Origin of the sequence: Methylophilus sp. OH31 (assembly GCF_000576615.1) — a bacterium.
GTDB lineage: Bacteria > Pseudomonadota > Gammaproteobacteria > Burkholderiales > Methylophilaceae > Methylophilus.
In genome coordinates this window covers 71,187-95,301 of the sequence record NZ_BAUS01000011.1, presented here as the reverse complement: position 1 = coordinate 95,301, position 24,115 = coordinate 71,187, and the positions used below count along the sequence as shown (strand labels likewise).

Annotated in this window: 26 protein-coding genes; 17 read left to right on the top strand and 9 right to left on the bottom strand. The window is 50.8% G+C overall.

The window, feature by feature from the left end:
• The 6 genes from OH31_RS12815 (at position 1) to OH31_RS12790 (ending at position 3,933) form a co-directional block, all read left to right on the top strand.
• Entirely contained in the window at positions 1 to 726 is a 726-nt protein-coding gene (locus OH31_RS12815) for a HugZ family protein (protein WP_024931034.1), read from the top strand.
• Complete coding sequence (locus OH31_RS12810; RefSeq protein WP_024931033.1) at positions 723 to 1,085, top strand: DUF2069 domain-containing protein; 363 nt, start codon at positions 723 to 725, stop codon at positions 1,083 to 1,085. Before OH31_RS12815 ends, OH31_RS12810 begins: the two co-directional genes overlap by 4 nt.
• A 97-nt stretch (positions 1,086 to 1,182) precedes the next feature.
• Entirely contained in the window at positions 1,183 to 1,932 is a 750-nt protein-coding gene (gene surE / locus OH31_RS12805) for a 5'/3'-nucleotidase SurE (protein WP_019882613.1), read from the top strand.
• Between the two features lie 5 nt (positions 1,933 to 1,937).
• Entirely contained in the window at positions 1,938 to 2,612 is a 675-nt protein-coding gene (locus tag OH31_RS12800; RefSeq protein WP_198289790.1) for a protein-L-isoaspartate(D-aspartate) O-methyltransferase, read from the top strand.
• A complete protein-coding gene (locus OH31_RS12795; protein ID WP_024931032.1) occupies positions 2,609 to 3,502 on the top strand; it encodes a peptidoglycan DD-metalloendopeptidase family protein in 894 nt (297 codons plus the stop codon). The genes OH31_RS12800 and OH31_RS12795 overlap by 4 nt, the downstream gene beginning before the upstream one ends.
• An 83-nt stretch (positions 3,503 to 3,585) precedes the next feature.
• Positions 3,586 to 3,933: a hypothetical protein gene (locus tag OH31_RS12790; RefSeq protein WP_024931031.1), complete on the top strand. Its 348-nt coding sequence runs from the start codon at positions 3,586 to 3,588 to the stop codon at positions 3,931 to 3,933.
• A 44-nt stretch (positions 3,934 to 3,977) separates the two neighbouring features.
• Here OH31_RS12790 and leuA read toward each other — a convergent pair whose 3' ends face one another.
• Complete coding sequence (gene leuA / locus OH31_RS12785; RefSeq protein ID WP_024931030.1) at positions 3,978 to 5,663, bottom strand: 2-isopropylmalate synthase; 1,686 nt, start codon at positions 5,661 to 5,663, stop codon at positions 3,978 to 3,980.
• A gap of 163 nt (positions 5,664 to 5,826) precedes the next feature.
• Here leuA and OH31_RS12780 point away from each other — a divergent pair, with 163 nt between their 5' ends.
• Complete coding sequence (locus tag OH31_RS12780; RefSeq protein WP_024931029.1) at positions 5,827 to 6,291, top strand: Lrp/AsnC family transcriptional regulator; 465 nt, start codon at positions 5,827 to 5,829, stop codon at positions 6,289 to 6,291.
• A 709-nt stretch (positions 6,292 to 7,000) separates the two neighbouring features.
• Here the strand turns inward: OH31_RS12780 and OH31_RS12770 are convergent.
• From OH31_RS12770 to OH31_RS12750, 5 genes are all read right to left on the bottom strand, one after another.
• Entirely contained in the window at positions 7,001 to 7,369 is a 369-nt protein-coding gene (locus OH31_RS12770) for a co-chaperone YbbN (protein WP_019882621.1), read from the bottom strand.
• 151 nt (positions 7,370 to 7,520) lie between these two features.
• On the bottom strand, positions 7,521 to 8,054 hold the full coding sequence (locus tag OH31_RS12765) for a PEP-CTERM sorting domain-containing protein (protein WP_024931027.1): 534 nt from the start codon (positions 8,052 to 8,054) through the stop codon (positions 7,521 to 7,523).
• A gap of 183 nt (positions 8,055 to 8,237) precedes the next feature.
• Positions 8,238 to 8,831: a nitroreductase family protein gene (locus OH31_RS12760; RefSeq protein WP_024931026.1), complete on the bottom strand. Its 594-nt coding sequence runs from the start codon at positions 8,829 to 8,831 to the stop codon at positions 8,238 to 8,240.
• Positions 8,832 to 8,841: 10 nt separating this feature from the next.
• Positions 8,842 to 11,388 (bottom strand): DNA mismatch repair protein MutS, encoded by a 2,547-nt coding sequence (gene mutS, locus OH31_RS12755; protein ID WP_036299308.1) that lies wholly within the window; start codon positions 11,386 to 11,388, stop codon positions 8,842 to 8,844.
• 816 nt (positions 11,389 to 12,204) lie between these two features.
• Complete coding sequence (locus OH31_RS12750; protein ID WP_019882627.1) at positions 12,205 to 13,020, bottom strand: inositol monophosphatase family protein; 816 nt, start codon at positions 13,018 to 13,020, stop codon at positions 12,205 to 12,207.
• 82 nt (positions 13,021 to 13,102) lie between these two features.
• Here OH31_RS12750 and OH31_RS12745 point away from each other — a divergent pair, with 82 nt between their 5' ends.
• The 10 genes from OH31_RS12745 to fdx all read left to right on the top strand — a co-directional run bounded on the left by OH31_RS12745 (position 13,103) and on the right by fdx (position 21,353).
• On the top strand, positions 13,103 to 13,855 hold the full coding sequence (locus OH31_RS12745) for an RNA methyltransferase (RefSeq protein ID WP_019882628.1): 753 nt from the start codon (positions 13,103 to 13,105) through the stop codon (positions 13,853 to 13,855).
• Between the two features lie 63 nt (positions 13,856 to 13,918).
• Positions 13,919 to 14,653 (top strand): serine O-acetyltransferase, encoded by a 735-nt coding sequence (gene cysE, locus OH31_RS12740; RefSeq protein WP_019882631.1) that lies wholly within the window; start codon positions 13,919 to 13,921, stop codon positions 14,651 to 14,653.
• Between the two features lie 130 nt (positions 14,654 to 14,783).
• Positions 14,784 to 15,254: a Fe-S cluster assembly transcriptional regulator IscR gene (gene iscR, locus OH31_RS12735; protein ID WP_024931024.1), complete on the top strand. Its 471-nt coding sequence runs from the start codon at positions 14,784 to 14,786 to the stop codon at positions 15,252 to 15,254.
• A gap of 9 nt (positions 15,255 to 15,263) precedes the next feature.
• Positions 15,264 to 16,415, top strand: coding sequence for a cysteine desulfurase family protein (locus OH31_RS12730; protein ID WP_024931023.1), 1,152 nt, complete (start codon positions 15,264 to 15,266; stop codon positions 16,413 to 16,415).
• 24 nt (positions 16,416 to 16,439) lie between these two features.
• Positions 16,440 to 17,657 carry an IscS subfamily cysteine desulfurase gene (locus tag OH31_RS12725; RefSeq protein ID WP_019882634.1) on the top strand — a complete coding sequence of 406 codons (1,218 nt, stop codon included), beginning with the start codon at positions 16,440 to 16,442 and terminating at the stop codon, positions 17,655 to 17,657.
• Positions 17,658 to 17,839: 182 nt separating this feature from the next.
• Entirely contained in the window at positions 17,840 to 18,220 is a 381-nt protein-coding gene (gene iscU / locus OH31_RS12720; RefSeq protein ID WP_019882635.1) for a Fe-S cluster assembly scaffold IscU, read from the top strand.
• A gap of 4 nt (positions 18,221 to 18,224) precedes the next feature.
• The gene (iscA, locus tag OH31_RS12715; protein ID WP_019882636.1) at positions 18,225 to 18,548 is read left to right on the top strand and encodes an iron-sulfur cluster assembly protein IscA; all 324 of its coding nucleotides are present in this window, start codon (positions 18,225 to 18,227) and stop codon (positions 18,546 to 18,548) included.
• A 51-nt stretch (positions 18,549 to 18,599) separates the two neighbouring features.
• Positions 18,600 to 19,112, top strand: coding sequence for a Fe-S protein assembly co-chaperone HscB (gene hscB, locus OH31_RS12710; RefSeq protein WP_024931022.1), 513 nt, complete (start codon positions 18,600 to 18,602; stop codon positions 19,110 to 19,112).
• A gap of 6 nt (positions 19,113 to 19,118) precedes the next feature.
• The gene (gene hscA / locus OH31_RS12705) at positions 19,119 to 21,008 is read left to right on the top strand and encodes a Fe-S protein assembly chaperone HscA (RefSeq protein ID WP_024931021.1); all 1,890 of its coding nucleotides are present in this window, start codon (positions 19,119 to 19,121) and stop codon (positions 21,006 to 21,008) included.
• A 3-nt stretch (positions 21,009 to 21,011) separates the two neighbouring features.
• Positions 21,012 to 21,353: an ISC system 2Fe-2S type ferredoxin gene (gene fdx, locus OH31_RS12700; protein WP_019882639.1), complete on the top strand. Its 342-nt coding sequence runs from the start codon at positions 21,012 to 21,014 to the stop codon at positions 21,351 to 21,353.
• A 64-nt stretch (positions 21,354 to 21,417) separates the two neighbouring features.
• On the opposite strand, the gene OH31_RS12695 is transcribed toward fdx, so the two are convergent.
• The 3 genes from OH31_RS12695 to OH31_RS12685 form a co-directional block, all read right to left on the bottom strand.
• Positions 21,418 to 22,062, bottom strand: coding sequence for a carbonic anhydrase (locus OH31_RS12695; RefSeq protein WP_019882641.1), 645 nt, complete (start codon positions 22,060 to 22,062; stop codon positions 21,418 to 21,420).
• Between the two features lie 57 nt (positions 22,063 to 22,119).
• Positions 22,120 to 23,706: a SulP family inorganic anion transporter gene (locus OH31_RS12690; RefSeq protein WP_019882642.1), complete on the bottom strand. Its 1,587-nt coding sequence runs from the start codon at positions 23,704 to 23,706 to the stop codon at positions 22,120 to 22,122.
• 120 nt (positions 23,707 to 23,826) lie between these two features.
• Positions 23,827 to 24,114, bottom strand: coding sequence for a hypothetical protein (locus OH31_RS12685; protein WP_019882643.1), 288 nt, complete (start codon positions 24,112 to 24,114; stop codon positions 23,827 to 23,829).
• Position 24,115 lies beyond the last annotated feature (1 nt).

Genomic DNA, 24,115 nt, shown 5'->3' with positions numbered 1-24,115 from the left:
ATGTCTGCTGCCCTCGCCCATGAAGCCCGCCAGTTTCTGTTTTCAACCCGCCATGCCATTTTGTCGACACATTCGATGAAATATCCTGGCTTTCCATTTGGCTCGGTAGCGCCGTTTGTCTGCAACCAGCAGGCTGAGCCGATCATATTAATCAGCACGATTGCCGAGCACACTAAAAACATCCTCGAAAATCCGAAAGTCTCCTTGCTGGTATTTTCAGGCGCAGATGATTTGCAGGCCAATGCGCGGTTGACCCTGATGGGCGAAGCCGTTCATTGCGACAAACAGGACGAAGATTTGCGTGCACGTTATCTGCGCTACTTGCCACAGGCCGCCAGCTACTTTGATATGCATGATTTTCATTTTTACCGCATCCAGGTTGAACAGGTGCGCTATATCGCCGGTTTTGGGCGCATGGGCTGGTTTGAAGGCCATGCGCTGAATGATGGCCTGGCAGAGAGTATGTTATCAGCGCAAGAAGGCGGCATCGTTGCGCATATGAACGAAGACCACAAAGACAGCTTGCTGCAATATTGCCAGCATGTGCATGGGGTGGCAGCTGATCACGCAGAAATGGTTGGCCTGGATGCCGACGGCTTTGATGTGCAATATCATCAAGGCGAAGAAATACATGGCCAGTTACGTTTTCAATTTGAACAACCCGTATTAAACGCGATGGATGCACGCAAAGCACTGGTCGCCTTATCACAAGCCTGCCGATCATGATTCCACGTATTTTATCCATCAGCCGCATCGCGGCAAGTATCAGCCTGCTTGGCCTCATTGTGTTGTGCCTGGGTTGGGAAATTTTCTGGGCGCCACTGCGGGCCGGTGGCAGCCTGTTATTCCTCAAAACCTTGCCATTACTGCTACCGCTATTTGGCATTTTGCGCGGGAAACGCTATACCTACCAATGGTCTGGCATGCTGATCCTGTTCTACTTTACCGAAGGTGCGGTCAGAACCTGGTCAGAATCAGGTTTATCGCGCTGGCTGGCAGCCAGCGAAGTCATACTGAGCCTGATTTTCTTTGCCAGCGTCATTGCCTATGCAAAATATACAGGCCGCCGTTACCAGCTTGCCTGAGCTGGCTGTTGTAACGTTCATCAACGGTCTATTTTTGCAGTAAATTCTTTCATGCGCAGGCGCTGACAAGCCTGGTAAACCTTATATAATATCGGGCATGAGAATTCTGTTATCCAATGATGATGGCTACCTGGCACCCGGTCTAAACGCGCTAGCCACCCACTTAAGCAAAATTGCCGATATCACGGTGGTGGCGCCGGAACGTAATCGCAGCGGCGCCAGCAACTCCTTAACACTGGATCGCCCCTTAAGCGTCAAGCAAGCGGCCAATGGCTTTTATTACGTCAATGGCACACCCACCGATTGCGTCCATATTGCCCTCACTGGCCTCATGCAGGAAATGCCGGACATGGTCATCAGCGGTATTAATGATGGCGCCAACATGGGCGACGATACCATTTACTCAGGCACTGTCGCCGCTGCGACTGAGGGCTACCTGCTGGGCATTCCTTCATTTGCCGTCTCTATGGCGCAACACCAGCCCGCGCACTTTGAAACTGCCGCAAAAATTGTGGTTGAGCTGGTCAAACAATATAACCACAGTGAATTTACTGAGCCCACGCTACTGAATATCAACGTGCCGGATGTACCATTGCAAGATATCAAAGGGCGCCAAATTACCCGCCTGGGTAAACGCCACAAAGCCGAACCGGTGATTCAATTGCAAACCCCGCGTGGCGAAACGGTCTATTGGGTAGGCGCAGCCGGGCAACCGAACGACGGCGGCGAAGGTACAGACTTTCATGCGGTGGCACAAGGCTATGTTTCCATCTCCCCTATCCAGGTAGACCTGACCCGGCACTCCCAAATTGCAACCATGCAACAATGGCTGCAAGCCAAGAATTAAGTATTATGGCGATTCCTAGAACATCAAGTAAAACCGGCATAGGCATGACCTCGTCACGCACGCGTGAACGCATGCTGACCCGCCTGCGCGAGCAAGGCATTCAGGATGAAGTGGTGATTGCGGCTATGGCCGATATTCCGCGCCACATCTTTGTCGATGAAGCACTGTCTATCCGCGCCTATGAAGATGTTTCATTGCCGATTGGTTATGGCCAAACCATTTCACAACCCTATATTGTGGCAAAAATGACGCAAATTTTGCGTAATGGCAAACCGTTGAACAAGGTACTTGAAATCGGTACTGGCTGCGGCTATCAAACAGCCGTCTTATCACGTGTCAGTGCAGAGGTTTACTCATTAGAGCGCATTCGGCCACTGGTGATGAAGGCCAGAAACCATTTGCGTACCCTCAAATGCACCAACGTCAAACTCGACCACGCCGATGGCAGCCTGGGTTTGAAGAGTTATGGTCCGTTTGATGCCATTATGGTAACGGCCGCGGCCAGTCATGTGCCACAAGAACTGGTTGAACAACTGGCCGTTGGCGGCCGCATGGTGATCCCGGTCGGCACCAACGAGCAAGTATTACATCTGATCGAACGCACCGCACAAGGTGTACAACAAATCGCGCTGGAACCAGTGAAGTTTGTTCCATTGTTGGGAGGCACTGCTTTATCATGAATTTACGCACTTTGCTAACGGTATGGGGTGCAGCCTGCACACTGGCAGCTTGCGCGCTGAACTCACCCATGCCGCGTGCGCCAGTCAGCAGCAGCCCGGCCACAAGCGGCGAAAGTAAAGCAGCCACACCAACAGTGCCGACGATAGGTGCCAGCCAGTATCTGGTGCAAAAAGGCGATACGCTGTACAGCATAGGCCGTAAATTTGGTATTCCATTTATGAAGCTGGCCGACATTAACCAGTTGCAGGCGCCCTATGAGATCCATGTCGGCCAAGTGTTGAACCTCAATGCCAAGGCCTCCACGGTCAGCAACAAAGTCAATGAAGCAGCCAGTACCGCTGATGATGCAGAAGTTGTGACCTCCGCCATTAGCCGCCCGGATATGAACGCCGCAGGTGACACCGCAGCAACGTCAGCCGCAAACAATCCAGCGCCCGCTTCAGCAGATGCTGGCAAAAATGCCACAAGCAGCGATATAGAAGCGATTGCTGATGGTGATATTCAATGGCAATGGCCTTTGGCAGGCAAAGTCAGCACCAGCTTTGACGCACAAACCAACAAGGGCCTCAATATTACCGGTAACGCAGGCCAGGCAATTAATGCAGCCGGTGCAGGCAAAGTGATCTACAGTGGTATGGATGTGCGTGGGTATGGCAAGCTGATTATTATCAAACATAACAGCAACCTGCTATCCGTCTATGCACATCAAGGTAACTCTTTGGTCAAAGAAGGTGCTTTTGTGGCATCAGGTGAAAAACTTGCTAACTTACCAGCCGCAGCCAATAACAAGTCACCCATGCTACATTTTGAAATCAGGCAAAAAGGCAAACCAGTTGACCCTATCAGCTATTTGCCAGCGAATCCGGCTACAATAAGTAGCAATAGTTAAGCCCGCACTGCCTGACGGGCTCGCAAAACCAGCCTTGCGCCTCTGACCTCTTGCGCATGGTTGCTGTTTGAAAGGAGTGCCGTATGGATCCAAACCGTTACAGCAAAAACCGTACGATTCGCCCCGATAGTGCCTGGCAAGTTGTACAGGCACTCGTCACCCTGGGGCTGATGCTCTGCGGCTTTATCGGCATCGCCGTACACGTGTTTGGCAGTGACCAAGGCCCGGCAGACTGGTTACAATGGGTCACGGCGACACCCATCAACGGTGTGATCGCGTTTATCCTGCTGATAGTCGTCGTCGCTTTTCACCGTTACATCACCCATATTAGCAACCAGCAACGCCGCTCTGCCAGCGAGCTGCCTGTCTATGCCATGATGCTGATTGGCGTTTATTTCATTTATACACTGATCACCACAGGTCATTGGTAAGCACACCCCACCAACAGCGTTGATGGCAGGGCGTTACGCATCAATCAAGCGGTTTTAACCAGCGCTGCAGGTTGCACAGCACATCTGTTCATGCCGCTGAAGATTGCCTTGATCGAAGCCGTCACAATATTGGTATCCATGCCCACGCCATAGCAGACCTTGCCCTGGCAGACGACCTCGACAAATGCACAAGCCATCGCCTCCCCGGCTGAACTGCTTGCCCCCAGCGAGCGCTCTTCAAAACTGCGTACCTGCACCTGAATACCGATATTCTGCAGCGCATGAATCGCAGCATCGACCGGCCCATTACCATGCCCACTGGCAATGGTTGGCACACCATCTACAGCAATATGCATGCGGATCGCCTGTCCTTGTGCGTGTGTCTCCAGCTGGTAATCCTGAAAGTGCATCGGCACTACCGCAGCCACATAATGCGCATTAAACAGTTGCCACAGCTCGGCAGGCCCAACTTCGCTGCCATGCTGATCCGTATATTGCTGCACCACGCCAGAAAACTCCACCTGCATACGTCGAGGCATCACCACCCCATAGTGGCTTTCCATCAGGTAAGCCACCCCGCCCTTGCCTGACTGGCTGTTGACACGAATAATCGAATCATAATTACGGCCCAGGTCTTTGGGGTCTATCGGCAGGTAAGGCACATTCCAGCGTGCATCTGCTTGCTGACTGGCAAAGCCCTTTTTGATCGCATCCTGGTGTGAGCCCGAAAACGCCGTGAATACCAGATCACCCGCATAAGGATGGCGCGGATGAATCTCGATCTGCGTGCACTCTTCTACCGTACGCCCAATCGCATCAATATCAGAAAAATCCAGGCCCGGATGCACGCCTTGCGTATACATATTCAGTGCCACAGTTACCAGGTCAACATTACCCGTACGCTCACCATGCCCAAATAGGCAACCTTCGACACGATCAGCACCCGCCATGATGCCAAGCTCAGTCGCTGCCACGGCTGTGCCGCGGTCATTATGCGGATGCAGGCTCAGAATGATGCTATCGCGGCGCGCCAGATTACGATGCATCCACTCAATCTGGTCTGCATACACATTTGGGCTGGCAACCTCTACCGTTGCCGGGCAATTGATAATCACTTTGCGCGCTGGTGTTGCTTCCCAAGCCTCGGTGACCGCATCGCAGACCTCTTTGGAAAACGCAAGTTCAGTCGCAGTAAAGGTCTCTGGACTATATTGCATGATGATTTCCGTTTCCGGCATATCAGCTGCCAGCACCTTAACCAGTTTCACAGAATCCACCGCCATCGCCTTCACTTCCGCCTTGCTCATATTGAATACGACCTCCCTAAACGTAGGTGAAATCGCATTGTAAATATGCACAATCACACGACGCGCACCACGCACTGACTCCATGGTGCGACGTATCAGGTGCTCACGCGCCTGTGTCAATACTTCTATCGTAACATCGTCGGGAATGCGTTTTTCCTCAATCAGGCTGCGCACAAAATTAAAATCAGTTTGCGAAGCCGAAGGAAACGCCACTTCAATCTCTTTAAACCCCATTTGGCACAGCATATTAAACATGCGCAGTTTTTTATCTGCATCCATCGGCTCAAACAATGACTGATTGCCGTCACGCAGATCGGTGCTCATCCAGATCGGCGGCTGGGTAATCACGGCATTCGGCCATTGGCGGTCTTTGAGGCTCACGGGGGGGAAGGTCTGATATTTTTGTGCGGATTGTGTCTGCATGCTGTGCTCCATATGTTTTGTTTTTGACAGAAGACATGATAGAGCTTTGGCAAAAAATTAAATTGCTAATTTAGCCAAAATAAGACAATTTAAAAAATATTATTTCAATATTTTAATTATTTTGGTAATATTATTTCAATATTAAATTAAAGTTGAAATTTAAATGAAATTAGACCGATTCGACAAAGCCATTCTCAGCATCCTGCAAACGGACGGACATATCAGCAACCAGGAACTCGCTGACCGCATTGGCCTCTCTCCTGCGCCATGCCTGAGAAGAGTTAAAGCACTAGAACAAGCAGGCCTGATTCTAGGTTATCAGGCATTGGTCGATGCCAAAAAGCTTGGATTGAGCCTGATGGCACTCATCGGTATTTCGATGGATCAACATACCCCCGAACGTTTTGCCAACTTTGAAAGCAGCATCGTTAATATTCCTGAGGTGCTGGAATGCCTGTTGATTACCGGCCAGCAATCGGACTATTTGCTTAAGGTTGTTGTGAGGGACATGGATGATTACCAGCATCTGTTACTGCATAAAATTACCAAAATTGCAGGGGTTACCGGCGTACATACCAGTTTTGTATTGAGGAATGTGGTGGCACGGGCGAAAGTACCAGTGGATTAGGAGTGAACAAGAAACATGAATTTAGCCAATGTTTACATAGGAATGTAGCGTTTTCTTTCGCCTCTCGGCGAGTCACTTTCTGGTGCTTGTCCCCCAGAAAGTAACCAAAGAGGAGGACACCCAGCCATCACGGCCTACGGCGCCCTTGCGTTGCTCAACAAAATAAGCGGTCACGAAACTCGCCCTAGCAGCTTGCACACGACGCAAGCTGCCGCGGTGCTCAAACAGTCGCTCCCTCTACTCTTATTTTGTCTCCGCTACTCAGCGTGATGGGATGGGATTTATCTCGCCAAACTCACATTGAATAAATGCGGACGGTTCAAAAATCAGATTCTTTTGTTAAACCTGCTAAACGATGGCGCTCGCGGGTGGTCGGGGTCCCCATCTGCCGCGCCGAGCAACGCAGGGTTGGCGGGAGTTTTCGGCCATCGGCTGTCCGAGCTCCGCAACAAGCCACGTTCTGTGTGGCTTGTCAGGGCGAGTTTCGATGGGCGCCCGGCAAACCGAGTAGCGCAAGGAAAAAGCGGAAGCTGGGGTGTCTTGTTCTTTGCCTTCTTTCTTATGGACAAGCATAAGAAAGAAGGTCGCCTAGAGGCGAAATAGAATTACTCATGAAACAACCTTCGCTTTGTGCAAGCAAAGAAAAGTAACTCGCTGCAAAAGCGAAAAGCCATGCAATGCATGGCTTTTTAAATACAACAATCAGCAATTATTGCTTGGCATCTTCCGCCTTGTAATACTCCCGCACAGCTGTCATATCAAACTCACGTGCCCATTTGATAATCTCATCCAATGCCGGCGCACCAATCTCACCCACTTGCGCATGAATACCTGCGCGCTCGCGAATCACCAGCAATCCTGGAATTTGCTTCACTTCGAAATACTCAGAAATCTCCGGGTCAGTTTCAGTATTCACCATCCCAAACACGATGTCTGGATTTTTGGCCGCAGCCGCCTCAAACGTCGGCGTGAATGCCACGCAAGGATCACACCAAGGTGCCCAGAAATCGACAACCACGAACGCATTGCTTTCGATGGTTTCTTTAAAGTTATCTTTGGTCAGTGTTACAACCGCCATACTATCTCCAGTCCAAAAAATTGTTTTTTTATAGGTCTTATTTTAACAGACGAAACTGCTGCCAGAGAAATTTTCATTGGATGTTGATACACAAATGCCCACAAACAAAAAAAGCCGGCAATCGCCGACTTTTTTGTTTTACACGCTTGAATTAAGCGTTGTATTTTCTTCTACGTACCAACACAATGGCACCCAGACCTGCCATCAACAAGCCATAAGTTTCTGGCTCTGGTACAGCAGTAATTCTGAATGCATAGTTGAGACTGGTGACACTGTTGTCTCTAATAAAGGCAGAGGCTGCTGAATTAATGTTAGATGCCTCAAATGAATCTACCGGGCCATAGTACAAACCATTGTATTTGTTGCTGTAGTCTTGTGCGAACTGTGCGCCACCATAACCAATCACGTCATACCAACCCTGAAAGTTAATATTTAATGGATTGTTATCAATGGTGCTGATGACATAATCGGAAGCTGAGCCGCCGAATAACAGTGCAGCCGCTTCTTGTGCAGTGTAGGCTAATGGGCCATTAGTGGCATCATAAGCACTATCGCTCCACTCAGGTGCTGCATCGTTATAAACAGACCAGCTGCCAACGAAACTATAACTAGCTGCGTTTGCCAGTGACACGCCAGCGAACAAGGCGGCAGCTACCAGTGTTTTAAACAAACGTGATATCGACATCTTCTCTCTCCTCAAAGAATAGGCCTGTATTAGCAGGCATTTTTTTAATTAAACTTATAGTGATGAGCAATCCTAAATCATCAAATAAAATAACTCAACAACAATCTTATTGATTAGCGGCTTATCTACCCAAACGGGCCAATGCCGCATGGGCAGATGTGACGAATTACTGACCTTGCCGAATTACTGACCTTGCCATAGGCCATTAAAAAATAACTCATCTAGTGGTTTGCGGCTACGGGCAGCTACCTCACGGGCTTTATCCTCTTCCGATAATCCCTCTATGGCAGCCTGATAGCCAACCGTCACCATGGCTAAAATCTGGTAACGTTCAGGCACTTTAAAGGTGGTGCGTGCCTTGTCGGCATCAAAGCCCCCCATCTGGTGAGCCATCAAACCCAGAGCAGTGGCTTGCAAGCAGAGGTTCTCAGTAGCAGCACCGGTATCATATGCTGCCCATTTATTGGGTTTGTCATTATGGCCAAACAAGGTATCCGCACAAATCAACAACAGCACAGGCGCGTTGACGGCCCAGCCTTGATTGCCCGGAACCAGACAATCAAATGCCGCCTGCCAGGCTTGCATGTTATCTGCCTTGTTACAGAATACATAACGCCACGGTTGATCGCCAAAGCACGAAGGCGCCCAGCGGGCAGCTTCAAGCAGGCTGACCACTTGCTCCTGACTGACAGCTTTGCCCGCATCATAGGCGCGACCGCTCCAGCGGTTGGCAAGCAACTCATGGATGGCTTGTTGGGTAATAGCAGGTTTTTGCATGGTCAAATCCTCACAGTTGTTTTTTCAAAAGATACAGTAACTCTAACGCCTGCTTAGGGGTTAAGTCATCTGGCTGAATACGTTCCAATTCTGCAACCAGCGGGTGCAAAGGTGGCTCCTCTGGTATATGGCTTGCTGCAAACAGGTCATTTTGCGGCGTGGCGGCAATGGTCTGATTTTCGAGTTGCTGCAATTTGCGCTTGGCCAATTGCACGACGGACTTGGGGATTCCAGCCAGTTGCGCGACCTGGATACCATAGCTCATGGTGGCCGCGCCCTCTTCTACCTTGTGCAAAAAGACAATGCCTTGGCCATGCTCAACCGCATCCAGATGTACATTGGCGGCGTGTTTGGCCTCATCGACAATGCGTGTCAGCTCAAAGTAGTGCGTGGCAAACAAAGTCAGAGATTTGTTTTTTTCCAGTAACTGTTTAGCCACCGCCCATGCCAGGCTCAAACCATCAAAAGTGCTGGTGCCGCGGCCGATCTCATCGAGCAATACCAGGCTGTTCGCGCTGGCATTATTCAGGATATTGGCGGTTTCCGTCATCTCCACCATAAAGGTTGAGCGGCCACCTGCCAGGTCATCAGAAGCACCAATACGGGTGAAAATACGGTCAATATCCCCAATCACCGCAACTTGTGCTGGCACAAAACTGCCGCAATAGGCCAACAACACAATCAGCGCTGTCTGCCGCATAAATGTCGATTTACCACCCATGTTGGGGCCAGTGATCAATAGCAACTGGCGATACGGATTGAGCGCCACATCGTTGGCCACATAAGGCTGGGCGATACTTTCCACCACCGGATGGCGGCCATGCTGGATATCCAGGCCGATATCTGGCCGGAATTCCGGCTGTATATAATGAAGCGCACGGGCACGCTCGGCAAAACAGGCCAATACATCTAACGTCGCCACAGCCGTGGCAATCCGTTGCAAGTTTGCGATATGCGGCAACAACGCCTCCAGCACTTGCTCATATAGCATTTTTTCACGTGCCAGCGCCCGCTCGTTGGCACTCAACACTTTGTCTTCAAATGCTTTTAATTCAGGCGTAATAAAGCGTTCTACATTTTTCAAGGTCTGGCGACGACGATACTCGGGCGGTGCACTTTCAGCTTGCAAGCGGCTGATTTCGATATAAAAGCCATGTACGCTGTTGTATTCCACCTTGAGGTTAGCGATGCCGGTACGCGCCTTTTCAGCGGCTTCAAATTGCAGCAAAAAGTCACCATGATCAGTCTGAATCGCACGCAGTTCATCTAACTCAGCATCATAGCCAGTCGCAATCACCCCGCCTTCGCGCAGCACTGCCGAAGGCTCGGCCTGGATTGCCTGAACCAATACCTGCAACGCATCAGCAGGTACTTGCAACTCTGCCAGCAAGCCTTTTAACAAGCTGGATTCAGGTGGTGGCAACGTGGTGACAATCGTGGGTAGTTGTAACAAGCTATCGCGCAGGCCCGACAAATCGCGTGGCCTGGCAGATTTAAGTGCCACGCGCGCAGTCATGCGCTCAATATCACCAATCGGATGCAGCACCTGCTGCAACGTACTATCCAGGAATTGCTCCAGCAACTCAGCCACAGCCAAATGACGCTGCTGTATGGTGTGTTGATTGCGCAGAGGATGATGCAACCAATGGCGCAACAAACGTGCACCCATGGCTGTTTGGGTCGAATTGAGCAGCGAGTATAAGGTCGGCGTCGTTTCACCGCGTATCGTTGTATCTATTTCCAGATTGCGGCGGGTCGCAGCATCTAGTTGCAGATAATGATCGCCCTGTTCCACGCGCAAACCCACAATATGCGGCAACGCGGTGCGTTGGGTATGTTTGACATACTCAAGCAAAGCGCCCGCAGCAGTCACGGCCGCAGGCATTTCACCACAGCCAAAACCACCCAGATCATGGGTATTAAACTGCTGCGTCAGGCTGCGATTAGCAGTATCCAGATCAAACTGCCATGGTGCCAGGCGCTTTTTGGCACAGCGGCATTGCTGCAGCACGTCTGAACTATGGTCTTCCGCAATCACCAACTCCGCCGGATGAATACGCTCCAGCTCCTGCGACAAATGCCCGGGCGCAATTTCACTCAACACAAACTCACCCGAGGCCAGGTTAAGCCGTGCCAAGCCCAGCACACCCTCACCTTTAGCCACACACAGCAAAGTATTATCGCGTGTTTCGTCCAGCAGCGCGGCATCCGTCAAGGTACCAGGCGTGAGGATACGCGTCACCTCACGCGCCACCGGTCCTTTAGAGGTCGCCGGATCGCCCACCTGCTCGCAAATCGCCACCGCCTCACCCATCTTTGCCAGTTTGGCCAGATACCCCTCGGCCGCGTGATAAGGCAAGCCAGCCATTTTAATCGGCTCACCATTACTGGCACCACGACGGGTCAGCGTAATCCCAAGCAAACGCGACGCTTTTTCAGCATCCTCAAAAAACAGTTCGTAAAAATCGCCCATGCGGTAAAACAGCAGCATATCGGGATACTGTGCTTTCAACGTCAGGTATTGACGCATCATGGGGGTATGGTTTTCGAAGGACATGCAGAGATACTTTTGATTTAGAGATGTTGGAATAAATAGCCACTGCATCTTACAACAAAAGCATGTTTTTTGCTGAGCGTGCTTTTGGAAAGACAATGATGGAAGAAAGTTATTCTTAACATTTAGAGATGTGAGTTTTAAGCTGCACTCTCTTTCGCCTCTAGGCGAGTCACTTTCTGGTGCTTGTCCCCCAGAAAGTAACCAAAGAGGAAGACACCCAGCCATCACGGCCTTCGGCTCCCTTGCGTTGCTCAAATTAGGACTTTCGTCCGTTGCTTTGCCGGACTTAAGCATAAGCCGGTCACGAAACTCATCCTAGCGGGCTGCACACTACGCAGCCCACCGCGGGATTCGGACAGTCGCTCCCTCTACTCTTATTTTGTCTCCGCTACTCAGCGTGATGGAATGGGGATTTATCTCGCCAAACTCACATAGTAGAAGTTTGAACGGTTAAAAAACAGATTGGTTTGTTAAGAGCATTAATGGTGGCACTCACTAGGTGTTCGGGGTCCCCATCTGCCGCGCCGAGCAACGCAGGATTGGCGGGAGTAGTCGGCAAGCAACTGTTTGAGCTCCGCAGGAGCGAGTTTTTGATTGCCGCCCGGCAAACCGAGTAGCGCAGGAAACAAGCGGAAGCTAGGGTGCACTTTCTTTTGGTTACTTGTTCTTTGTGCAAGCAAAGAAAAGTAACTCGCCGAAAAGGCGAAAAACAACCTTACGGATAAGCATAGTAAAGAATGACCTTCCCAACCAATCAGCCACAAAAAATAAACCCGGACATCTCTATCCGGGTTCATCATTCAACATCAGAAAAAACTACATGCCCAATGTCGGCGTCTTGATACGCTCAGTCAGATGTGGCGCAATCACCTGTAGCATTTGTCCAAACACTTTCGGGTTGGCTGCCACAATATTACCCGTACGCAACCAGCTTTCATTGCCTTCAAAGTCACCGACAATCCCGCCAGCCTCCTGTACTAACAAGGCGCCCGCTGCAATATCCCACGGTGACAGGTTGATCTCGAAGAAACCGTCAGTGAACCCAGCGGCAACATAGGCCAGATCCAGCGCGGCAGAGCCAGGTCGGCGTAAACCGGCGGTTTTCTTGGCCATGTCGCGGAAAATGTTGATATAGGTATCCAGATAGCTGAAATCCTTGAATGGGAACCCAGTGGAAAGCAATGCTTCTTGCAATTTGGTACGCTGGGTGACGCGAATACGGCGGTTGTTCAAAAACGCACCGCTGCCTCTGGTGGCGGTAAACAGGTCATTGCGCACCGGGTCGTAAATCACGGCCTGGGTCAGCACGCCTTTTTCTTGCAGGGCAATTGAAATACAGTAAGCCGGGAAGTTATGCAAAAAGTTAGTGGTGCCATCTAGCGGGTCGATAATCCAGATATTGTCGGATTCGCTATTGGTTTTACCCGTTTCTTCGCCATAAAAACCGTGGTTTGGATAAGCTTCTTTTAAGATATTGATAATGGCTTGCTCGGCATTGCGGTCGATTTCGCTCACAAAATCGTTAGTGTCTTTTTGCTCGACTTTTAAGGCGCCGATGTCCATGGCGCCACGGTTGATGATTTTGCCTGCTTCACGCGCGGCGCGAATGGCGACATTCAGGATTGGATGCATGCTGTGGGATCTTGATTCACTGATAAAATGCTATTTTAGCTTTTTACACGCTTAGCCACAAACACAACGGCAAAATTTACCCATGTCACTCAATACTGAATCCGCCATTTTTTCAAATATCCGCGTCGTTTTATGCCAAACCAGCCATCCTGGCAACATTGGCTCCACGGCGCGCGCCATGAAAACCATGGGCTTAAGCCGTCTTTACCTGGTGCGCCCAAAACACTTTCCAGATAGCGAAGCCACCTCATTGGCAGTCAATGCCGCCGACCTGCTGGAAACAGCCGTCGTGACAGAAACCCTGGAGGAAGCGCTCGCCGACTGCCAGTTTGTGATTGGGGTCAGCGGCAAGGAACGCTCACTGTCACAACAGGTGATGACGGTGCGTGAGGCGGCGCAAGAGGTAAAGTCCGTTGCCAGCCATAGTCAGGTCGCACTGGTGTTTGGTACCGAGATGAGCGGTCTGAGTAATGCCGAGGCTGACCTTTGTCATGTGCTGGCAACAATTCCTGCCAATCCTGAGTACACCTCGCTCAACCTGGCGCAGGCGGTACAAATCATGAGCTACGAAACGCGCATGGCGATCACGACCGGCGAATTACATTACGCCGAGAAGCCGATCGAGCTCGCCACACAGGATGATCTGGAGCGTTTTTACGAGCATATGCGCGAGGTACTGGAACATATCGGCTATATCAATCCACGTGCGCCGAAAAAGCTGTTTGAACGCCTGCGCCGCCTCTATGGCCGTAGCCGATTGGAAAAAGAAGAGGTCAATTTGTTACGTGGCATTTTGACGCTGACCGTCAATCCGAAAAAACATGACAAATATTAAAATTGACCATAGGCGCGCATGCTGGCTTTAGACGTGCGCTTAACTTAATGGCATAATGCGCGCATGTTTAAGCACCTCAAAGAAGATATTTCGATTGTGTTTGACCGCGATCCGGCGGCTCGCACACATTTTGAAATTCTGACCACCTACCCTGGTGTGCATGCCTTGATTCTGCATCGTTTCAGCCATTGGTTGTGGAGTCACCGCCTGTATTGGCTAGGGCGCGCGCTCTCCCACTTCGGGCGCTGGATCACCGGCATCGAAATCCACCCTGGCGCCACCATTGGCCGCCGCGTGTTTATTGATCATGGCATGGGGGTCGTGGTGGGTGAAACTGCCATCATTGGCGATGATTGCACGCTCTATCATGGCGTCACCCTCGGCGGTACTAGCTGGAACAAAGGCAAACGCCACCCTACACTGGAATCTGGCGTGGTGATTGGCGCAGGTGCCAAGGTGCTAGGGCCAATTACGATTGGTAAAAACGCCAAAATTGGCTCTAACGCCGTGGTGGTCAAGGATGTGCCGGACGGCGCCACAGCAGTTGGCATTCCGGCCCGCATCCTCGAAGAAGAAAAAGCCAAACAGCGCCAGGATGCCGCGCAAAAAATGGGCTTCAGCGCCTACGCGGTTGGCAACGATGAAAATGACCCCATGATCAAAGCGATTAACAGCCTGCTGGATCATGCCCACAAGCAAGAGGCAGAAATCGCCGAGCTGAAAGTGCAATTAGCCAAACTCAATGATGTTGAAACAGACAGCAACGTCGGTGAAGCCTTTGCCAAAAAGCCAGAGTAACTGCCCGCAAAGGCAAGTAGCGCCTACCTCAAACCATCGCCCAGCATGACTTGAACTTTTCAAGCATAATAATTGACTAAAACAGTAGGTTATTATACAATTCAACTCTGTTTTAAAAGGTCATCTCAAGATGCGATTAACCACCAAAGGACGTTTTGCTGTTACCGCGATGCTGGACATCGCGCTCTACGAAGCGGACAAGCCAGTCACCTTGGCTGGCATCAGTGAGCGTCAAAGCATTTCACTATCTTATCTTGAACAATTATTTAGCCGCTTACGCAAGCAAGGTCTGGTTTCCAGCGTGCGCGGGCCAGGCGGTGGTTATCGTATTGCCAAATCGCACCACGAGATTTCAGTCTCTGACATTATCACAGCCGTGGACGAACAAATTGATGCGACGCAATGTGGCGGCAATGAAAACTGCCATGACGAAGGCCGCTGCATGACGCACGAGCTCTGGGCGTCATTAAATAGCAAGATTCTGGATTATTTGTCCGGCGTTAGCCTGGCAGATATGGTCGAGATGCAACGCAAAAAAGGCGCGGGCACAGTGGTCTTCGCACCGAGAAAATGTGGCTCTGAAGCAACCATTGCCGCCTAAGATTTGGCTATGACAACGAAAACCGTTTTCCTGGATCACAACAGCACCACGGCATTAAAACCGCAGGTACTGGAAGCGATGCTACCCTGGTTAACCCAGGCGACTGGCAATCCGACCAGCCGCCACGTCTATGGCCGCAATGCACGTGAGGCGATGGAGCTAGCCAGAAAGCAGATTGCCGAGTGCGTCGGTGTTCAGGCGTCACAAGTCGTGTTTACTTCCGGCGGCACTGAAGCGAATAATTTTGCGATTAAAGGTATTACGGCCAACCTGAACCCGTTACAGCTACTGATCAGTGCCATTGAGCATCCATGCGTGACCCGCCCGGCACAATCGCTGGCCTGGCATGACTGGAAAGTCACCCAGCTTGGCGTCAACAGTCAGGGCGTGATTGACCTCGCGCTAGCAGAGCAAACATTGAACACACGCACGGGTTTAGTTTCGGCCATGTTGGCAAACAATGAAACCGGCGCCATACAGCCGATAGCCGAGTTGGCGCAATTGGCAAAAGCACATGGTGCGTTATTGCATACCGATGCCGTACAGGCCTTCGGCAAAATCGCCGTCGACATGCATGCGCTTGGCGTACATGCAATGACGATATCAAGCCACAAGATTGGTGGCCCGATTGGTGTCGGCGCCTTGATTCTTGATAAACGCGTAGATATTGCACCCTTATTGCATGGCGGTGGCCAGGAACGTGGCCTGCGTAGCGGCACTGAAAATGTCGCAGGCATTGTCGGTTTTGCCCGGGCTTGCCAATTGGCGATGGAAACGCTGGACGCGCGCCACACCGTCGTACAAAAATTGCGTGACCAGTTGGAAACCGGCTTAAACAAGTTAGGCGCCACGATTTTTGCGTCACAAGCCGAGCGCCTGCCAAACACCAGTTTCTTTGCCATCACCAATATTGAAGGCGAAACCTTGGTGACGGCACTCGATAAAGCTGGTTTTGCGGTTGCCAGCGGCTCGGCCTGCTCCAGTGATAGTACAGAGCCCAGCCATGTCTTACTGGCAATGGACATCACGCCAGACCTGGCACGCGGTGCGGTGCGCGTCAGCCTGAGCGATAGCAATACCAGTGAAGAAATCACACAGTTTTTAGCAGCGTTGCAGCAACAAGTGCAGCGTCTGAAAGGATTAAATGCCGTTGCGGCATAGACTTTAATTGAAAGAGCATGAGACATGTCTGAAAGAAAGCCGATTTATCTGGATTACTCTGCAACCACACCGGTAGACCCACGTGTGGCGCAAAAAATGATTCCTTACCTGACCGAAGACTTTGGCAACCCGGCTTCGCGTAGCCACCCGTATGGCTGGACCGCAGAGCACGCCGTAGAAAATGCGCGTGAAGAAGTCGCCAAGCTGGTCAATGCCGACCCACGCGAAATCGTGTGGACCTCAGGCGCGACGGAGTCGAATAACCTGGCGATTAAAGGTGCCGCGCACTTTTATGCTGGTAGCAAAGGCAAGCACATTATCACCGCAGCCACTGAGCACAAAGCCGTACTGGATACCGTACGTGAATTGGAGCGTGAAGGCTACGAAGCGACTTACCTGCAACCAGAAGCCGATGGCCTGATTTCGCTTGAGAAATTCAAAGCCGCGATTCGTCCGGATACTGTGCTGGCATCTATTATGCTGGTCAATAACGAAATCGGCGTGATCCAGGACATCACCGCCCTGGGTAATGTCTGCCGTGCCAATAATGTGATTTTCCATGTCGATGCGGCGCAAGCCACCGGTAAAGTCGCGATTGACCTGGAAACGCTGCCCGTGGATTTGATGAGCTTTTCTGCGCACAAAACCTACGGCCCTAAAGGCATAGGCGCATTATATGTGCGCCGTAAACCGCGTATTCGTATTGAAGCGCAGATGCACGGCGGTGGTCATGAGCGCGGTATGCGTTCCGGCACACTGGCCACGCACCAGATTGCAGGGATGGGCGAGGCTTTCCGCATCGCACGCGAAGAAATGGCTAGCGAAAACGAGCGTATCCGCGCACTGCGTGACCGCTTGCTGAACGGCCTGCTGCAAATTGAAGAAACTTACGTCAACGGTGACCTCGATCATCGCGTGCCGCATAACCTCAACGTTAGCTTTAACTACGTTGAAGGCGAGTCACTGATCATGGCAATCAAGGATATTGCTGTTTCCTCTGGCTCCGCATGCACCTCTGCCAGCCTGGAGCCTAGCTATGTGTTACGTGCCTTGGGCCGCTCCGACGAACTGGCACACAGCTCTATCCGTTTCAGCATTGGCCGCTTTACTACTGAAGCCGATGTGGATTACACCATTGACCTGTTAAAGAGCAAAATTGGAAAATTGCGTGAACTGTCCCCATTATGGGAGATGTTCAAGGATGGAATTGATTTGTCCAAAGTAGAATGGGCGGAACATTAAAAATTGTTCTTTCATCGCCTGGCGGCGTTGTCGACATGCTTGTTTAGATACACTAAACGGCGCATGTCTCCGCCTTGCCAGACAATGAAATCTGCAATTTTTATTCACTAAAGAAATATTTTTTATAATTAAAACGCGAATACTCCTCCGAATATCGCGATTTAATTGATAGGAGCAACAACATGGCTTACTCAGATAAAGTATTGGACCACTACGAAAATCCACGTAACGTGGGTTCTCTGGACAAAAATGACCCGAATGTGGGCACCGGCATGGTCGGCGCGCCTGCGTGTGGTGACGTGATGAAATTGCAAATCAAGGTGAATGATGCAGGCGTGATTGAAGATGCCAAATTCAAGACCTATGGTTGCGGTTCTGCGATTGCTTCCAGCTCGCTGGTGACCGAATGGTTAAAAGGCAAAACGCTGGATCAGGCACAAGAAATCAAGAATTCTGCCATCGCGGAAGAGCTCGCTTTGCCACCAGTCAAAATCCACTGCTCAGTACTGGCAGAAGACGCAATCAAATCTGCGATTGCTGACTTAAAATCCAAGCAAGGCTAAGCGTATGGCAATTACCCTGACTGAAACAGCAGCTAACCGTGTCGAGAAGTTCCTGGCCAACCGTGGCAAGGGCCTTGGCTTACGCCTGGGCGTCAAAACCACCGGCTGTTCAGGCATGGCCTACACCCTGGAATTTGTGGACGAAATGCAAGCAGAAGATGTGTCATTTGAAAGCCACGGCGTCAAGGTGATTGTCGACCCGAAAAGCCTGGTCTATATCGATGGCACTGAGCTCGACTTTACCAAGGAAGGCTTGAACGAAGGCTTTAAGTTCAACAATCCAAACGTCAAAGACGAGTGCGGCTGCGGCGAGTCGTTTACTGTTTAATTGTTGCTGCAAATACACGCAGCGTCTGCCTGACGCTGCGGCCAATAGACTATGCAAAACTACTTCGCCCTCTTTCAGCTGCCGCAACAGTTTGAGCTGGACTTGACCGTACTGGATGGCCAGTACCGCAAGTTACAAGCGGAAGTACATCCGGATAAATTTGTGAATGCTTCGCCCGCCGACCGCATGCAATCCATGCAAATGGCCACACTGGTGAATGAAGCTTACCAGGCACTCAAACAGCCGACATCTCGCGCCCGCTACTTGCTGCAACTGCAGGGCATTGCCACCGATGAAGAAAATAACACCGCCATGCCTGGTGATTTTTTAATGGCGCAAATGGAATGGCGTGAAGCCATGGATGACGCCAGGCTTGGTAAAGATATTCCAGCACTGGATGCATTACTCAAAGAAATGCGAATACAGGCAAAAACCTTGCAGCAGCAAGTGGCCAACGAGATTGTGGCCGCCCCGACGCAAGCAGCACTGACCGTCCGCAAGCTGCGGTTTATTGATAAAGTGAGTGAAGATGTGAATCAGCTGATCGCTCAGTTGGAAGATTAGAGTTTCATGGCCTTATTACAGATTTCAGAACCTGGATTGTCCCCCGCCCCACATCAGCACAAATTGGCAGTGGGCATTGATCTGGGTACCACCAACTCACTCGTCGCCACTGTACGCAGCGGCATGAGCACTGTGTTGCATGACGAGCATGGGCACGCCTTGTTGCCTTCTGTGGTTCGCTATCTGCAGGATGCCACCATTGTCGGCCACGAAGCGCAGGCGGCACAAAGCCAGGATCCGATCAATACGATTGTCTCGGTCAAGCGCTTTATGGGCCGCGCCTTGCACGACATTACCGACAGAGCGCATATCCCCTATCATTTTGTTGAAAATGATAGCTCGCAAGGCATCCTCGAAATCAAAACACGTGCAGGTTTGAAAAGCCCGGTCGAGATTTCTGCCGATATATTAAAAACCCTGAAAGCACGTGCTGAAAAAGCATTGGGCGGCGAACTGACCGGCGCGGTGATTACCGTACCCGCCTATTTTGATGACGCGCAACGCCAGGCGACCAAAGACGCTGCACGCCTTGCCGGCTTGCATGTGTTACGCCTGCTCAATGAGCCCACGGCTGCTGCGGTCGCCTACGGTCTGGATAATGCAGCCGAAGGCGTCTATGTGATTTATGACCTCGGTGGCGGCACATTTGATATTTCAATTTTGCGCCTGAGTAAAGGTGTGTTTGAAGTATTGGCCACCAATGGTGACTCGGCATTAGGCGGTGACGACTTTGACCACCGCATTTTTTGCTGGGTGCTGGATCAGGTGCGCAGTAAAACCGCAGACTTTAAACCACTCAACGAAGAAGATACCCGCCTGCTGCTCACCAAATCGCGCCAGGCCAAAGAATGGCTGACCGATAATCATGAAGCTAACATCGTCTGTAAATTAAGCAACGGCGCCCTGGTCGATGAAACCTTGTCGGTGGCCCAATTTGTGGCGCTCACTGAACATCTGGTGATTAAAACCTTAAGCCCTACGCGCAAAGCCATGCGCGATGCCGGATTAAGCATAGACGAGATCAAAGGCGTGGTACTGGTCGGCGGTGCAACACGCATGCCACATATCCGCCATGCCGTGCAGGCATTCTTCGAGCAGGAACCGTTGACCAACCTCGACCCGGACAAAGTCGTCGCGCTTGGTGCGGCCATACAAGCCAATGTCCTGGCCGGCAACCGCAGTGGCGATGAATTACTGTTACTGGACATCACGCCACTGTCACTCGGCCTGGAAACCATGGGTGGATTGGTAGAAAAAGTGATTCCTCGCAATTCAACGTTGCCGATTGCACGTGCACAGGACTTTACCACCTATAAAGACGGCCAAACCGCCATGGCGATTCATGTCGTGCAAGGTGAGCGTGAACTGGTCAGTGACTGTCGTTCATTGGCACGATTTGAACTGCGTGGCATTCCGCCGATGGCCGCTGGGGCCGCCCGCATTCGCGTCACCTTTCAAGTCGATGCAGATGGCCTGTTATCCGTCAGTGCGCGCGAACAGACCAATGGCGTGGAAGCCAACATCACGGTAAAGCCCTCTTATGGCCTCAACGAAGACCAGATCACCAACATGCTCAAAAACTCATTTGGCGCGGCCGAAAGCGACAAAGCTGCCCGCATGTTGCGTGAAGCCGTGGTCGACGCACAACGCCTGATAGAGGCGATTCAAGCCGCACTGCTTGAAGATGGTGACACACTGCTGAGTGCAGATGAGCGTCAACAGATACAAACGCACATAGATGCCCTGCTGGCCTTATGCCAGGGCACGGATAGCCATGCGGTTAAACAGGCGAGCGATGCACTCAACCATGCCACAGAAGACTTTGCCGCCAAGCGCATGGACGCCTCGGTACAAAAAGCCCTTGCCGGCAAAAACCTGGATTCACTGGAACTCTAAAATATGCCAAAAATTAATGTATTACCGCATCCTGAAATCTGCCCGCAAGGCGCCGTGATCGAAGCCGAAAAAGGCACTTCAATCTGCGATGCACTGTTAAAGCACGATATTGATATTGATAATGCCTGTGGCGGCGTCTGTGCCTGTACCACCTGCCATGTGGTGGTACGTGAGGGCTTTAACAGCCTGAATGAGATTGAAGAAGATGAAGACGATATGCTGGATCGCGCCTGGGGCCTGACGCCGCAGTCCCGTTTGTCCTGCCAGGCCATTTTGCAGGAAACCGATGTCACGGTAGAGATTCCCAAATACAGCATTAACCTGGCCAAAGAAGGCCATCATTAATCACCTTCAAGCCAAATAAAAAGCCGATGCATGCATCGGCTTTTTAGTTTCACCTAATCAGCGCTTAGCCAATAAAAGTATCTTCCAGGAAATCCACTTTACCGGTAGAGATATCATAGACTGCACCGACAATGCCGATCTGCTTGCTTTGCAACATATCATCAATAATGTCACTGCAACGAATGATGGTATCGATCTGATATTTCACATTCAAGGCGCAAATTTTCTCCACAAAATCACTGTTTTTTGAATTGCGCTGGGCCGGATCAGTAATGGTCTTTTCGTGACGGATAGACGGTTTAATCAGGTTGATAATCTCGCCAATATGCCCATCTTTAAAATCATCGCAAGCCGCTTTCACCGCGCCGCAAGAGGAATGGCCCATCACTACAATCAGTTTGCTGCCCAGGTATTTGCTGCCAAACTCCAGGCTGCCGATGGCTTTATCTGAAGCAATATTACCTGCCAGGCGCACGCTGAACACATCGCCCAATGCCTGGTCAAATAACAACTCCACTGGTGCACGTGAGTCACTGCAGCTCAAAAAGGACGAAAACGGATGTTGTTTATCCTTGGTGATTTGGATCAGGCTTTTGAAATCTTTGTCCTGTTCGCGGTCGGTAATAAAACGGTGATTACCTTCAACCAAGATATCCAGTGCTTCACGCGCGGTCATTTTGTCGCGGTCCAGTAATGGGTGCTTGTACATAGTGTCTATCCTCTACTAATTAATTGTTTTGCATGGCTTATACGCCATGCTTTTTGGTTAATGCCCCAGCATATGCTTGGGTGGTTTGAAATCAATGGTTTCTACATCAATATTTTTCAATTTGGCATGCTGCTGATAGCCATAGATGAATTCCACGACATCATAGGCGATCGATTTACTATTGGTACAATCGATCACGACTTTGCTATTCGGTGGAATGGCTTCCAACACTTCCAGGATACTTGCCTTGTTAAAGAACGAGACTTCTTCCGCCAGCACGAGCTCATACACTTCCTTACCCTCTTTGGTAGAGCGTGTTTGTTTGATGTAGTGCGAATTGCGGTAGCTGTGATGCAAGGTGAAGAACACGGCGACTACCAAGCCTAAGCCAATCCCCGTCAGCAAATCGGTAAATACGATCGCGACAATGGTCACAATAAACGGAATAAACTGCTCCCAGCCTAGCTGGTACATTTGCTTGAACAGTTTGGGTTTTGCCAGTTTGTAACCCACCATAATCAGGATGGTGGCCAGGCTGGCCAAAGGAATCAGGTTGAGGAAGCTGGCAATGGTGATGGCGCTAAGCAACAACCAGAAGCCATGCAAGATCGCAGATAACTTGGTTTGCGCACCAAAGGTTACGTTGGCACTGCTACGCACAATCACTTGCGTAATGGGCAAGCCACCAATCAGGCCTGAGACAATATTGCCTAAACCCTGTGCCTTGAGTTCTTTGTTGGTTGGCGTCACGCGTTTATGCACATCCAGTTTGTCCGTCGCTTCGACACAAAGCAGGGTTTCCAAGCTGGCGACAATAGCCATCACCAAGGCGGTTTTAATCACCAGCGGCTGCGTCACCTGGCTAAAATCAGGATGCGTAAAGAAGCTGGCAAACTCACCCAAGCTACTCGCCACTGGCAAACGTACGATCTGGTCGTCACTTAATGTGAAATTCAACCAGCCGCGCATAAATGCCACATTGAGCAGGATACCAACCAGCACCACCACAATCGGCCCTTGCAGCAATTGGAAAATCCGGTGTTTCTTGGTCAGCACCGTATCCCACAGGATCAGAATCGCAAAAGACACAGCAGCAATCAATACCGCGCCTGGCGTTAACAGGTCCCATGCCTGCAAAATATCGCTGAACGTATCATGGCCGGCAAACGCGTCAAAAGACTCATCACCCTCATAGTCCGCATCGTAACCAAATGCATGGGGAATCTGCTTCAGGATAATCAACAATCCTATGCCTGTGAGCATGCCGGTAATCACTGAAGAAGGCACAAAATAAGCAATAAAGCCCGCTTTAAACTGCCCGAGCAAAAACTGGAACACGCCAGCGAGAACCACCGCGGCCAGAAAAACCTCATAAGAGCCCAAGTTGCCAATCGCTGCCATCACAATCACGGCCAAGCCAGCGGCGGGGCCACTCACACCGAGCTGCGAGCCGCTGGCCAGGCCAACGACGATGCCGCCGATAATCCCGGCAATCACGCCCGAAAATAGTGGCGCACCAGATGCCAGGGCGATACCCAAACAAAGTGGCAATGCCACAAAAAACACGACAATGGAGGCCGGCAAGTCTCGATTGATGTGCTTGAACAAGTCTAGCGGACTAGACCCCTGCACAGAGGTTGACATGGTGTATATCCTTCACAAACAAAATTATTGTTATATTGTTAATTTTTATAATTGACGTTATGACACACAAAACCCCGCAATCATGCGGGGTTATTGTTCAGAGCAGTGGTCAGCTTATGCTTAATCAGCTGAAGTGTCTGCATTAAAAGGGCGTCTACCGATAAAGTTTAAACGCATTTGCTGGTGCTTATCGAAGCCTTTTTCAGGCTTGTCGGTGACGATGCCAGCACCTACCCATTTTTCATCCGGATTTTGCTTGGCAACCGGGGTTTTGGCATAAGGGCGCTTACCTAAAAAATTGTGCTGATGCATCTGGTTAACCGTGGCGTCCTGATCAATCGACTCTTCCGCCAATGCATTAGCCATTAAACCAAATGTCACCAAGAGTGCCAATAATAATTTACTCATT

Bases quoted from the DNA above. Each gene is read 5' to 3' on its own strand.
- iscR (WP_024931024.1), top strand. From the start codon at position 14,784: ATGCGATTAACCACCAAAGGACGTTTTGCTGTTACCGCGATGCTGGAC.
- OH31_RS12695 (WP_019882641.1), bottom strand. From the start codon at position 22,062: ATGTACAAGCACCCATTACTGGACCGCGACAAAATGACCGCGCGTGAA.
- surE (WP_019882613.1), top strand. From the start codon at position 1,183: ATGAGAATTCTGTTATCCAATGATGATGGCTACCTGGCACCCGGTCTA.
- OH31_RS12780 (WP_024931029.1), top strand. From the start codon at position 5,827: ATGAAATTAGACCGATTCGACAAAGCCATTCTCAGCATCCTGCAAACG.
- OH31_RS12745 (WP_019882628.1), top strand. From the start codon at position 13,103: ATGTCACTCAATACTGAATCCGCCATTTTTTCAAATATCCGCGTCGTT.
- OH31_RS12730 (WP_024931023.1), top strand. From the start codon at position 15,264: ATGACAACGAAAACCGTTTTCCTGGATCACAACAGCACCACGGCATTA.
- OH31_RS12725 (WP_019882634.1), top strand. From the start codon at position 16,440: ATGTCTGAAAGAAAGCCGATTTATCTGGATTACTCTGCAACCACACCG.
- OH31_RS12790 (WP_024931031.1), top strand. From the start codon at position 3,586: ATGGATCCAAACCGTTACAGCAAAAACCGTACGATTCGCCCCGATAGT.
- OH31_RS12685 (WP_019882643.1), bottom strand. From the start codon at position 24,114: ATGAGTAAATTATTATTGGCACTCTTGGTGACATTTGGTTTAATGGCT.
- OH31_RS12690 (WP_019882642.1), bottom strand. From the start codon at position 23,706: ATGTCAACCTCTGTGCAGGGGTCTAGTCCGCTAGACTTGTTCAAGCAC.
- mutS (WP_036299308.1), bottom strand. From the start codon at position 11,388: ATGTCCTTCGAAAACCATACCCCCATGATGCGTCAATACCTGACGTTG.
- OH31_RS12760 (WP_024931026.1), bottom strand. From the start codon at position 8,831: ATGCAAAAACCTGCTATTACCCAACAAGCCATCCATGAGTTGCTTGCC.
- iscA (WP_019882636.1), top strand. From the start codon at position 18,225: ATGGCAATTACCCTGACTGAAACAGCAGCTAACCGTGTCGAGAAGTTC.
- OH31_RS12795 (WP_024931032.1), top strand. From the start codon at position 2,609: ATGAATTTACGCACTTTGCTAACGGTATGGGGTGCAGCCTGCACACTG.
- hscA (WP_024931021.1), top strand. From the start codon at position 19,119: ATGGCCTTATTACAGATTTCAGAACCTGGATTGTCCCCCGCCCCACAT.
- cysE (WP_019882631.1), top strand. From the start codon at position 13,919: ATGTTTAAGCACCTCAAAGAAGATATTTCGATTGTGTTTGACCGCGAT.
- OH31_RS12765 (WP_024931027.1), bottom strand. From the start codon at position 8,054: ATGTCGATATCACGTTTGTTTAAAACACTGGTAGCTGCCGCCTTGTTC.
- iscU (WP_019882635.1), top strand. From the start codon at position 17,840: ATGGCTTACTCAGATAAAGTATTGGACCACTACGAAAATCCACGTAAC.
- OH31_RS12770 (WP_019882621.1), bottom strand. From the start codon at position 7,369: ATGGCGGTTGTAACACTGACCAAAGATAACTTTAAAGAAACCATCGAA.
- OH31_RS12750 (WP_019882627.1), bottom strand. From the start codon at position 13,020: ATGCATCCAATCCTGAATGTCGCCATTCGCGCCGCGCGTGAAGCAGGC.
- OH31_RS12800 (WP_198289790.1), top strand. From the start codon at position 1,938: ATGGCGATTCCTAGAACATCAAGTAAAACCGGCATAGGCATGACCTCG.
- OH31_RS12810 (WP_024931033.1), top strand. From the start codon at position 723: ATGATTCCACGTATTTTATCCATCAGCCGCATCGCGGCAAGTATCAGC.
- hscB (WP_024931022.1), top strand. From the start codon at position 18,600: ATGCAAAACTACTTCGCCCTCTTTCAGCTGCCGCAACAGTTTGAGCTG.
- leuA (WP_024931030.1), bottom strand. From the start codon at position 5,663: ATGCAGACACAATCCGCACAAAAATATCAGACCTTCCCCCCCGTGAGC.
- fdx (WP_019882639.1), top strand. From the start codon at position 21,012: ATGCCAAAAATTAATGTATTACCGCATCCTGAAATCTGCCCGCAAGGC.
- OH31_RS12815 (WP_024931034.1), top strand. From the start codon at position 1: ATGTCTGCTGCCCTCGCCCATGAAGCCCGCCAGTTTCTGTTTTCAACC.